The sequence below is a fragment of the Streptomyces sp. 7R007 genome (genome assembly GCF_054850255.1).
Genome location: NZ_JBTWMV010000016.1, coordinates 140684 through 151334, shown reverse-complemented (window position 1 = coordinate 151334; position 10651 = coordinate 140684). Strand labels below are relative to the sequence as shown.

The window sequence follows — 10651 nt, the reverse complement described above, 5'->3', positions numbered from 1 at the left end:
CGCGCGGCGTCCCACCGCGTCAGACCTGCCGCCCCTGAGGCAGCCCCTCCGGCTCCACCTGCTCCAGCACCGCCTCCGCGTCGTCACCCGCCTCCTCCAGCAGCACCGGCGGCACGGCGCCCGCGTCCAGGCCGCGGCCGGGCTGCGGCGGCCCGTACTCCGTGCGCACGCGGTGCAACCAGGTCTCCCGCACCCGGACGACCCGGTAGCACGGGGTGAGATCCGTGCCGGTCACGGTCAGGCCGACGTGCCGGGACGCGCCGAAGGAGACCCGGCCGGCCAGGTCCGCGAGCTGCAGCGGCCCCGCTCCCAGCCCGGCGGTCAGGCGCAACTCGGCGCTGGCGCCCATGCGTTCGGCGGTGAGAGCGGTGCCGGCCCCGGCGCCGATGACCTCCGTCACGGCGAGCAGCGCGGGATCCCACGCGCCCTGCCACAGCCGCCGCACGAGCGCGCGGGCCAGCCGCGGCACGTCCGCCACACCCCGCTGCTCCAGGCCGGTGTAGACGACCAGGGCGCTGTGCTCGGCGTGGAACTCGACCAGGGCGCCGGCGTCCGCCTGCGTCACGGAGGAGAAGCCCTGCGCCGCCGCGCCCGCGGCCTTGAAGCGCACGCTCGCGGTGCCCCCGGCGTCGTACACGAGGTCGCCGTGGGCTCCCGGCGGCCCCTGCGGGGCGTCGATGCCCTGGTCGGCGAGGGTGCCCGCGGCGACGGAGCCGTCGTCGTACAGCGCGCGCACGTCGCCGACGCGGACCTTCTGGGTGAGCGGCCAGGTGACCCACCAGCCGCGGTAGGCGTCGTGCAGAGCCCGTCGATATGCCTCGAAACCGCTGTCGGCCATGGCCGCACCCCCCGAAAACGCGGCTGATCCAGGGAGCGTAACAGTGGATCAAGGCTTGAGTCCCGCTTTGCGCGGTGCGCTTGACCGCGTTACCGAAATGTGCTGTCAGTGCCCACCGCCGGGCCGTCGCCCCGTCCGTATCGACGACTTTCACATGGGCGCCACCGGACCCTTCCCTGACGTTTGTTGCTCTTGGAACACTCGCACCGCGCGCAATCCGTCACGTTCCGGCCATCCGCACCCAAGGATGAGAGGCACCCACCCATGCCCGAAGTCAACCGGCGCCGCTTCCTGCAACTCGCGGGCGCGACCACCGCGTTCACGGCCCTGTCCAACAGCATCCAGCGCGCCGCGGCGCTGCCCGCGAACCACCGCACGGGGTCGATCGAGGACGTCGAGCACATCGTCGTCCTGATGCAGGAGAACCGGTCCTTCGACCACTACTTCGGTTCACTCAGAGGCGTCCGCGGCTTCGGCGACCCCCGCCCGGTCACCACCCGCCAGGACGGCAAGCCGGTGTGGTACCAGGCGGACGCCGGCGGCAAGGACATCCTGCCCTTCCACCCCGACGCCGACGACCTGGGCCTCGCCTTCATCCAGGACCTCCCGCACGGCTGGAACGACGGCCACGCCGCCTTCGACGGGGGCAAGTACGACAAGTGGGTGCCCTCCAAGGGCAGTACGACCATGGCGTACCTGACCCGCGAGGACATCCCCTTCCACTACGCGCTCGCCGACTCCTTCACCATCTGCGACGCCTACCACTGCTCGTTCATCGGCTCCACCGACCCCAACCGCTACTACATGTGGACCGGTTACACGGGCAACGACGGCCAGGGCGGCGGCCCGGTCCTCGGCAACGACGAGGCCGGCTACGCCTGGACGACCTACCCCGAGCGGCTGGAGAAGGCCGGCGTCTCCTGGAAGATCTACCAGGACGTCGGCGACGGCCTGGACGCGAACGGCGGCTGGGGCTGGATCCAGGACGCCTACCGCGGCAACTACGGCGACAACTCGCTGCTGTACTTCAAGCAGTACCAGAACGCCCGGCCCGGAGACCCGCTGTACGACAAGGCCCGCACCGGCACCGACGCCCGCACGGGCGAGGGCTTCTTCGACCGGCTCAAGGCCGACGTCAAGGGCGGCAGGCTGCCGCAGATCTCCTGGATCGTGGCCCCGGAGGCCTTCACCGAGCACCCCAACTGGCCCGCCAACTACGGCGCCTGGTACGTCGCCCAGGTCCTGGACGCGCTGACCGCCGACCCGACGGTGTGGGCGAAGACGGCCCTGTTCATCACCTACGACGAGAACGACGGCTTTTTCGACCACCTCATCCCGCCGTTCCCGCCGGCCTCCGCCGCGCAGGGCAAGTCGACGGTCGACGTCGGCCCGGACGTCTTCAAGGGCGACGGCAGCCATGTCGCCGGTCCCTACGGCCTCGGCCAGCGCGTGCCCATGCTGGTCGTCTCCCCGTGGAGCAAGGGCGGTTACGTCTGCTCCGAGACGATGGACCACACCTCGATCATCCGCTTCATGGAGGCCCGCTTCGGCGTCCGCGAGCCCAACATCTCGCCCTGGCGCCGGGCCGTCTGCGGCGACCTGACCTCGGCCTTCGACTTCTCCCGCAAGGACACCAAGCCGGTGGCCCTGCCCGGCACCGACGGCTACCAGCCGCCGGACCACGACCGTCACCCCGACTACGTCCCGACCCCGCCGGCCAACCCCGTCCTGCCGAAGCAGGAGCGTGGCCTGCGTCCCGCCCGGCCGCTCAAGTACGCCCCGTACGTGGACGGTTCGGCCGACACCGCGGCCGGGAAGTTCACGCTCACCTTCGCCTCGGGGGCGAAGGCGGGCGCCGCCTTCCTCGTCACCTCCGGCAACCGCACCGACGGCCCCTGGAGTTACACCACCGAGGCCGGCAAGACCGTCGCCGACACCTGGAACTCGGCGTACTCCGGCGGCTCCTACGACCTGAGCGTGCACGGCCCGAACGGCTTCCTGCGCGTCTTCAAGGGCCCGAACAGGACCGCGGGTCCCGAGGTCACCGCCCGCCACAGCGGCGACGACATCGAGCTGACCCTCACCAACAAGGGCTCCGGCACGGTCCGTCTGAAGCTGACCGGTGGCTACGGCTGCCGGCCGCGCACGTTCACCGTGCGGCCCGGCGCCACCGTGCGGCACACCGTCGACCTGGCGGCGAGCCGGCGCTGGTACGACCTGACCGTCACCTCGGAGGCCGACGCGACCTTCCTGCGGCGATTCGCCGGACATGTCGAGAACGGGCGTCCCGGTGTCAGCGACCCGGCGATCATCACGGAGTGAACGGTGAGGAACAGCGCGTCGCGGGGGCTGGCCAGCCGCCGGTGGGCTCGGGGTAGTGTGCCCCGGTGACCACACAGTCGAACACACCTGCGGGCTGGTACCCGGATCCGCACGGAGCGCCCCGGACCCTGCGCTACTGGGACGGCGCCCAGTGGACCGAGCACACCAACCCGGACCAGGGCGGCGGGCAGACCCCGGCCGCCCAGCAGGCGCCCCGGCAGCAGCCCGCGGGCCCCGACCCGCGCGTGCAGCGTCAGGTGCAGCAGCAGGCCGGGGTCGGCGCGGGCGGCCCCGGCGGCGGCACCCTGTTCACCGAGCCGGTCCTGGTGGTCAACCAGAAGGCCAAGCTGATCGAGCTGACCAACGAGTACAAGGTCATGGATCAGAACGGCAACCAGATCGGCTCGGTGACCGAGGTCGGGCAGAGCGCGCTGAAGAAGGTGCTGCGCTTCGTCTCCAGTCTCGACCAGTTCATGACCCACAAGCTGGAGATCCGCGACGCCCACGGTCAGCCCCAGCTGGTGCTGACCCGGCCCGCGAAGTTCTTCAAGTCCCGGGTGATCGTGTCGCGTCCGGACGGCTCGGAGGTCGGCGAGATCGTCCAGAAGAACATGATCGGGAAGATCAACTTCGCCATGAACGCGGGCGGCCGGCAGGTCGGCGCGATCAGGGCGGAGAACTGGCGGGCCTGGAACTTCGCGATCGTCGACCACGCGGACAACGAGGTCGCCCGGATCACCAAGACCTGGGAGGGCCTCGCCAAGACGATGTTCACGACCGCGGACAACTACGTCCTGCAGATCCACTACCAGCTGCCGGAGCCGCTGCTGAGCCTCGTCGTCGCCACGGCGCTCACCGTCGACACGGCACTGAAGCAGGACTCCCGCGGCCTGGGCTGACGCCCCGCCGGCGGTCCCGGCCGGCGGCTACAGCGGAGTCAGATGCCCCGGCTCGGCACTCTGCCGGGGCAGCAACGCCGGTTCGGCCGCGGCCGACTCCGGCTCCAGCGCGAGGACCACGGCCACGGGGTGTTCCCCGTGGCCGTCGTCGTACGCCGGGACGGGCTCGGGCGTCGCCCGGGACAGCAGGACGACGCCCCACCCGGCCAGCGCCGCGCCCGCGAGCGCCAGCAGGATGCCGGCGGCGCCGCCGCGCAGCCCCTGTCCGAGCAGGGCCAGGCCGATCACGGCGGCGGCCACCGGGTTGGCCAGGGTCACCACCGCGAGCGGCGCGCCGAGGCCGCCGCGGTAGGCGGTCTGGGACAGCAGCAGGCCGCCCGCGGCGAACGCGGCGACGAGGAGCGCCACCACGACCACCTGGACGCTGAGCACGGGACCCGAGCGGTCGGTCGCGGCCACCGTCACCGTCTGGGTGAGGGCGGAGGCCACCCCGGAGGCGAAACCGGACGCCGTGGCGTGCCGGAGGCCGGGGCGGGCGCCGGGCCAGGACAGCATGCCGATCAGCGCGGCCGTCGTACCGGCCACCGCCACGGCCTCGGTCAGGCTCAGCACCCGCTCGGGCGCCGGTCCGGAGGCGGTGACCAGGATCGCGGACAGCCCGAGCAGGGTGAGCGCCGTGCCGCGCCACTCGACCGCGCTCACCCGCCGCCCGGCCACACGTGCGCCCATCGGCACCGCGGCCACCAGGGTGAGCGCGCCGAGCGGCTGCACCAGCGTCAGCGGACCGTACTTGAGGGCGACCACGTGCAGCAGCGCGGCCGAGGCGTTGAGGACGACCGACCACCACCAGGCGCCGCTGGCCAGCATGCCGAGCGTGCCGGTGTCGTCGGAGGTGCGGGCGGCGAGCCGTTCCTGGGCGACCGCGGCGGCGGCGTAGGCGACGGCGGAGACCAGGGAGAGGGCGACGGCGAGCAGCGTGGCGTTCATCGGCCCGCTCCCACCAGGACGTTCTCCTCGGCCGGTACGAGTGTGCCGGTGCCGCGTCCGGCGGTGGTCGCGGTGCGGTGCGGCGGGTGGATGACGGCGAGTGCGATGGCCAGCATGCCCGTGGCCGCGATCGCGTCGAGCCAGTAGTGGTTCGCCGTGCCCACGATCACCAGCAGGGTGATCAGCGGGTGCAGCAGCCACAGCCAGCGCAGGCGGGACCTGGTCGCGACGATCAGCCCGATCGCCACCATCAGGGCCCAGCCGAAGTGCAGCGAGGGCATCGCCGCGAACTGGTTGGAGAGGTGGTCGGTCCGCGGCGGGCCGTAGACGGAGGGGCCGTAGACCTTCGCGGTGTCGACGAGGCCGGTGGCGGCCAGCATCCGCGGCGGGGCGAGCGGGAAGGTGAAGGGGAGCACCAGGGCGGCGGCGGTGACCGTGGCGAGCACGCGGCGGGCCCAGACGTAGTGGGCCGGGCGCCGCAGGTACAGCCAGATCAGGAAGGCCGCGGTGGCCGGGAAGTGGACGGTCGCGTAGTAGGTGTTCGCGATCTGCGCCAGGTCGCCGCCGTGCAGCAGCAGGGACTGCACGGTCCCCTCGCCGGGCAGGTGCAGCAGCCGTTCGAAGTCCCAGACGCGGTGCGCGTTGTGCAGGGCCTCGGCCGTGTGGCCGGTGGCCAGCTGCCGGCCGAACTTGTAGACGAGGAAGAGCCCGGCGACGAGCAGCAGCTCGCGGACGAGCGGCGGCCGCGCTGTCGCGTCCGGCCCCGCTGCTACAGGCTCGGTGCGGGCATTCATCCCCCGGCCCCTTCGCTGACGTGGTGCGTGGTGTGGTGCGAGTGGAGACTCGGCACGCGGCCGAAACTCATCGATACGTCTCCGTACCGATACGCCAGTGTACCGATACGTCGGAGTACCGGTACACTGGCGTATCGATAGACATACGCCACACTGGAATCCGGGAATTTCTGACCACCCGACACGGACCGTCCCGCGCGGACGGGACCGCCCGACGCGAGCGAGGAGAAGAGCAGATGACGTCGCAGGCCGCGGACGGACCGCAGACGGTCGCCGCCTCGCGCCGCTCCAAGATCACGCCCGAGCGTGAGCGGGAGTTCTTCGACGCTGTCCTCGAACAGATCCGTGAGTGCGGGTACGACTCGGTGACCATGGAGGGCGTCGCCGCGAGCACGCGGTGCAGCAAGTCCACGCTCTACCGGCAGTGGAAGACGAAACCCCAGTTCGTGGCGGCCGCCCTGCGCTCGGCCCGGCAGGTCCGGTTCGCCGGCATCGACACCGGTTCGCTTGCCGAGGACCTGCGCAGGGCCGCGCGGGCCGCGGGCGACTGGAAGGGCAAGGACACCCGGCTGCTCCAGGCCCTCGGCCACGCCGTCACCCAGGACCGGGAACTGCAGCAGGCACTGCGCGAGGCGCTGGTCGACCCGGAGATCTCGGCGCTGAAGGAGATCCTGCGGCGCGGGGTCGAGCGCGGCGAGGTCGCCGCCGACAACCCGGCGCTGGACTACGTGCCGGCCCAGATGTTCGGCGTCCTGCGCGTACGCCCGGTGCTGGAGGGCGAGTACGCCGACCCGGACTACCTCGAACGCTTCGTGGAGGCCGCCGTGCTGCCCGCACTGGGCCTGACCTGAGACCCAGGTCGCCGTCCCCGGATGACCGGGCGGTGACCTGCTCGCGCCGCACCGTGGGGACGGGGGCGGCGCGCACCCCCCGGCCGGGTGGAGCGCCTTCTGAGCGGAGAGGCGCCCCACCCGGCCGTCCGTCGTGCGGGGCCGGTCAGACCTTCTGCCCGTTGCCGCTGCCCGTGGACACCTTGATGCCCTTGGTGATGTCGTCGATGACGGACTGCTTCTCGCCGACGTCGACGCCGAAGCGGACCACGACGATCTGCGAGGAGTCGGCCGGCGAGGGGAACGCGAGCGACTCGACGTAACCGTCCGCGCCCTTGCTCGTGACCGCCTTCCAGCGCACCAGGTAGCCCTGCTGACCGGCCACGGTGACCGCCTTGGACTCCAGCACGTCGTGCGAGGTGATGGAGCCGTAGGTCTTGCCGCCGTAGGACTCGGTGGCGTTGGCCGAGATGTCGGCCTTCGCGACGGCCTCGGCCGTGCTGCCCTTGGTGCCCAGCACCACCGCCGGCGCCGAGTACGCGCCGCCCTTGGTGCAGGTCTGGGAGGTGTCGCCGGGGCACTTGTAGGAGTCGTCGGACGTCACCTGCGCGCCGACCTGGATCTCCTGGCCGTACCAGCCGTCCGGGATCGGGATGCTGATGCCGCTGACCGCGTCGGTCACCGCACCGCTGTCGATCTTCGGCGCCTCGGACTCGCCGGGGGCGGGCGACTGCGTACCGCCCGAGCCGCCGGAACCTCCGGAGCCGCCGCCTCCGCCGTTGCCGCCGAACGGACCGCCCTGTCCGCCCTCGGGACCGCCCTGCCCACCGGGCCCGCCCTGGCCGCCGAAACCGCCCGGCCCCTGCTGTGCGGTGCCGGCACCGCCCGAGCCGCCGTCGTCGGTCAGCGCCCACACGCCCACGCCGATGCTCGCCAGCACGGCCACGGCTATCGCCACGGCTATGCCGGTGCGCACACCGCGCCGCGGCGCGGCCGGCGGCTGGGCCGGATAGGCGGGGTAGGGCGGATACGCTCCGTCCGCGGGCGTCTGCGCCGGGGGACCCCATACGGCGGCCGAGCCCGCGGGGCGGGTCTGCTCCGTCCATGCCTTGCCGTCCCACCAGCGCTCGGTGGCGGGACCCTCACTTGTCTGCCCGGGATCGGGGTACCACCCGGGAGGAGTCACCTGCGTCATGCCCCCACCGTATGAGGCGTCGGTGAAAGCGGGATGAGAGGATCCGGCCTCATGGCCCGTCCTGCCGCTCCCGGAGCACGACCAGCCGCGCGGGCGGTGTCGTCACCGGCTCCGGCAGACGCAGCGGGCCCCGTCCGGGGGTGATCGAGCCCAGCACGCTCGCATGCCGCGCCCCGGTGCTCGCGGGCTCGGTGCCCGGCAGTCCGTGCCAGGTCGAGAACCCCAGGACGGCGAAGGCGTACGCCTCCTTCGCGTCCGCGGGCAGCCCGAGGCCGTCGGAGGCGCGCACCGCCACCCCGGGCAGCCGCCGCCGCAGCATGTCCATCAGCACCGGGTTGCGGGTCCCACCGCCGGAGGCGATCACTTCGGTGGCGCCCAGGCCGCGCACGGCGTCCGCGACCGTCCGGGCGGTCAGCGCGGTGAGGGTGGCGACCACGTCCTCGGCCCTGAGGGTGCCGAACCCGGCCAGCGCGTCGCGCAGACGGCCGAGGTGGAACAGCTCCTTGCCCGTCGTCTTCGGCGCGGGCCGCGCGTAGTACGGCTCCCCCGACAGCCGTTCCAGCAGCGGCTCGTGGACGCTGCCGCGGGCGGCCAGGGCCCCGTCGACGTCGTAGGCGAGCCGCCCGCCGCTGAAGCCGCGCGCGGCGGCGTCGATCAGGGCGCAGCCGGGTCCGGTGCCGAAGACGGTGCCGCCGGGTGCGGTCAGGTTGGCGATGCCGCCGATGTCGAGGGCGACCGACCGGCCCGGGAGGCCGCGCAGCCACAGCAGGTCGACCAGGCTGACCAGGGGCGCGCCCTGGCCGCCGGCGGCGATGTCCCGGGGCCGGAAGTCGGAGACCACGGGCAGCCCGGTCGCCTCGGCGATCCAGGCCGGCTGCCCCAGCTGCAAGGTGCCGCGCACCCGGTCGCCGCCCGTCCAGTGATACACCGTCTGCCCGTGCGAGGCGGCCAACTCGGCCCGCCCGGCACACAGTTCGCGGTCCGCCCGCAGCGCCGCCGCGGCGAAGGCCCGCCCGATCGCCGTGTCCAGCCGGCACACCTCGGCGAGCGGGACGGACGCCGGTGGCAGGGTGCCGGCCAGCGCCTCGCGCACCGTCGCGTCGTACGGTTCGCTCACCATCCCCAGCGGCGCCAGCACGAGGGCGTCACCGTCGAGGGTCAGCTCGGCCGCCGCTGCGTCGATGGCGTCGTACGACGTGCCCGACATCAGGCCGATCACGCGCATCCGCTCAACTCGCCTCCCGCTTCGAGGTCTTGACCAGGGCCAGGGCGCTGACCGCGCAGGCCGCCGCCGCGTAGTACCCGGGAATGTGGACGTTCCCCGTCCGCCGGACGGTTTCGGTGATCACGAGCCCGGCGCAGCCGGAGAACACGGCGTTCGACAGGGCGTGGGCGAGTCCCAGGCCGGTGTGGCGCACGGTCGTGGGGAAGAGCTCGGCGAGCATCGCCGGGCCCGGTCCCGCCATCAGCCCCACCACCGCGCCCGCCCCGCACACCGCCGTGCCCTTCACCACGGCGGAACTCCCGCGGTCCTGCAGGAGATCCAGTAGGGGCACCGCAAGCCCCACCACCACCGCGTCCGCCCCCGCACACCGCCGCGCCCTTCGCCACTGCCGAACTCCCAGCGGTCCTGGCGGAGATCCAGTAGGGGCACCGCAAGCACCACCACCACCGCGCCCGCCCTGCACACCGCCGTGCCCTTCACCACGGCGGAACTCCCGCGGCCCTGAAGGAGACCCAGCAGGGGCGCCGCGAGCACCACCACCAGCAGCGCTCCCGCCGGCATCGCCGCGCGCCGCTCGATCCGGTCGCTGAGCAGCCGCGCCGGCAGGATCGTGACCGCGAAGCCCGCGTTGGCGAGCACCGTCGCGACCAGCGCCTCCCGGAAGCCCGCTCCCAGCGTGCTCTGCAGCTACGACGGCAGCACGACCAGGAACGTGCCCGGCCGCCGCCCCCCCATCGCCCGCCCGACCCCGAGCGCGATCGCGCCAGCCAGCTCGCGGGCCGGCGGCCGGATCGGGTCCCGCGGCGCCCGGAACGCGGGCGTCTCCGGCGGCCGCAGCCGCAGTCCCAGGGCCGCGAGCCCCAGCGGCAGTGTCAGCAGGAACGGCACCCGCCAGCCCGGCACGTCCAGTTGACGTTCCGTCAGAACGGTGGAGAGTCCGGCCGCAACTCCCCGCCCCGTACAGCCCCCGCCGCCCCGGCGGCGCGAACTCGGTCATCATCGCCACCGCGCCCCCCGAACTCCCCACCAGCCGACAGCCCCTGAAGCGCCCTCAGAAAAGTGAGCGGTCACGGCGCGAGGGCGCCGGCCGTGGCGTACGTCGGCACCACCCCGATCAGCGTCGTCGCCACCGTCATCAGCACGACGACCAGGACGAGCACCGGCCGCCGCCCGATCCGGTCGCCCAGCCGGCCGAACAGGGCCGCCCCGACCGGGCGGAAGAAGAAGGCCGGCGCGAACGACGCGTACGTCCGCACCAGCGCCTCGGCCTGCCCGCCGCGCCCTCCGGAGTGAACAGGCGCGCGGCGAGGACCGTCGCGAAGTAGCCGTGGACCGCGAACTCGTACCACTCGACGAGGTTGCCCACCGAGCCCGCCGCCAGGGCCCGTAGCGCGGCACGGTCGGCCACCGGTGCGCGTTGACCGGAAAGCAGCGTCATTCCAGCGCCTTTTGACTGTCCGTCGGCCATGCGACGACAGGTCGTGGCCCGTCCGCGTCGCCCGCCCGTACCCGCCGTCACCCGTCCCGGCAACAGCTGCGGGGACCGGCCTCCACTTCGGCA

General features: G+C 73.2%; 8 protein-coding genes and 2 pseudogenes. 3 read left to right on the top strand and 7 right to left on the bottom strand.

Going from position 1 to position 10651, the window contains the following annotated elements; translation table 11 throughout:
- Nucleotides 1–19: 19 nt before the first annotated feature.
- Nucleotides 20–838 carry a hypothetical protein gene (locus ACYF6T_RS22405; protein WP_461698580.1) on the bottom strand — a complete coding sequence of 273 codons (819 nt, stop codon included), beginning with the start codon at nucleotides 836–838 and terminating at the stop codon, nucleotides 20–22.
- 264 nt (nucleotides 839–1102) lie between these two features.
- Here ACYF6T_RS22405 and ACYF6T_RS22400 point away from each other — a divergent pair, with 264 nt between their 5' ends.
- Both ACYF6T_RS22400 and ACYF6T_RS22395 read left to right on the top strand, forming a co-directional pair.
- Nucleotides 1103–3160: a phosphocholine-specific phospholipase C gene (locus tag ACYF6T_RS22400; protein WP_461698579.1), complete on the top strand. Its 2058-nt coding sequence runs from the start codon at nucleotides 1103–1105 to the stop codon at nucleotides 3158–3160.
- A 65-nt stretch (nucleotides 3161–3225) separates the two neighbouring features.
- On the top strand, nucleotides 3226–4059 hold the full coding sequence (locus tag ACYF6T_RS22395; RefSeq protein WP_461698578.1) for a phospholipid scramblase-related protein: 834 nt from the start codon (nucleotides 3226–3228) through the stop codon (nucleotides 4057–4059).
- 27 nt (nucleotides 4060–4086) lie between these two features.
- Here ACYF6T_RS22395 and ACYF6T_RS22390 read toward each other — a convergent pair whose 3' ends face one another.
- Together ACYF6T_RS22390 and ACYF6T_RS22385 are read right to left on the bottom strand one after the other, a co-directional pair.
- Nucleotides 4087–5046 (bottom strand): DMT family protein, encoded by a 960-nt coding sequence (locus ACYF6T_RS22390; RefSeq protein WP_461698577.1) that lies wholly within the window; start codon nucleotides 5044–5046, stop codon nucleotides 4087–4089.
- The gene (locus tag ACYF6T_RS22385; RefSeq protein WP_461698576.1) at nucleotides 5043–5840 is read right to left on the bottom strand and encodes a phosphatase PAP2 family protein; all 798 of its coding nucleotides are present in this window, start codon (nucleotides 5838–5840) and stop codon (nucleotides 5043–5045) included. The genes ACYF6T_RS22390 and ACYF6T_RS22385 overlap by 4 nt, the downstream gene beginning before the upstream one ends.
- Nucleotides 5841–6076: 236 nt before the next feature.
- Between ACYF6T_RS22385 and ACYF6T_RS22380 the strand changes: the two genes are divergently transcribed.
- Entirely contained in the window at nucleotides 6077–6691 is a 615-nt protein-coding gene (locus ACYF6T_RS22380; RefSeq protein WP_461698575.1) for a TetR/AcrR family transcriptional regulator, read from the top strand.
- Between the two features lie 145 nt (nucleotides 6692–6836).
- On the opposite strand, the gene ACYF6T_RS22375 is transcribed toward ACYF6T_RS22380, so the two are convergent.
- The 4 genes and pseudogenes from ACYF6T_RS22375 to ACYF6T_RS22360 all read right to left on the bottom strand — a co-directional run.
- On the bottom strand, nucleotides 6837–7865 hold the full coding sequence (locus ACYF6T_RS22375; protein ID WP_461698574.1) for a DUF2510 domain-containing protein: 1029 nt from the start codon (nucleotides 7863–7865) through the stop codon (nucleotides 6837–6839).
- A 49-nt stretch (nucleotides 7866–7914) separates the two neighbouring features.
- A complete protein-coding gene (locus ACYF6T_RS22370; protein ID WP_461698573.1) occupies nucleotides 7915–9090 on the bottom strand; it encodes an anhydro-N-acetylmuramic acid kinase in 1176 nt (391 codons plus the stop codon).
- A pseudogene (locus ACYF6T_RS22365) lies at nucleotides 9011–9427 on the bottom strand (MFS transporter); the annotation flags it as partial. The pseudogene ACYF6T_RS22365 and the gene ACYF6T_RS22370, both read right to left, overlap by 80 nt.
- A gap of 86 nt (nucleotides 9428–9513) precedes the next feature.
- Nucleotides 9514–10528 (bottom strand): annotated as a pseudogene (locus tag ACYF6T_RS22360) (MFS transporter); the annotation flags it as partial.
- Nucleotides 10529–10651 lie beyond the last annotated feature (123 nt).

Excerpts from the sequence above, each read along its gene's own strand:
- ACYF6T_RS22400 (WP_461698579.1), top strand. The coding sequence starts at position 1,103 with ATGCCCGAAGTCAACCGGCGCCGCTTCCTGCAACTCGCGGGCGCGACC.
- ACYF6T_RS22370 (WP_461698573.1), bottom strand. The coding sequence starts at position 9,090 with ATGCGCGTGATCGGCCTGATGTCGGGCACGTCGTACGACGCCATCGAC.
- ACYF6T_RS22380 (WP_461698575.1), top strand. The coding sequence starts at position 6,077 with ATGACGTCGCAGGCCGCGGACGGACCGCAGACGGTCGCCGCCTCGCGC.
- ACYF6T_RS22405 (WP_461698580.1), bottom strand. The coding sequence starts at position 838 with ATGGCCGACAGCGGTTTCGAGGCATATCGACGGGCTCTGCACGACGCC.
- ACYF6T_RS22375 (WP_461698574.1), bottom strand. The coding sequence starts at position 7,865 with ATGACGCAGGTGACTCCTCCCGGGTGGTACCCCGATCCCGGGCAGACA.
- ACYF6T_RS22390 (WP_461698577.1), bottom strand. The coding sequence starts at position 5,046 with ATGAACGCCACGCTGCTCGCCGTCGCCCTCTCCCTGGTCTCCGCCGTC.
- ACYF6T_RS22385 (WP_461698576.1), bottom strand. The coding sequence starts at position 5,840 with ATGAATGCCCGCACCGAGCCTGTAGCAGCGGGGCCGGACGCGACAGCG.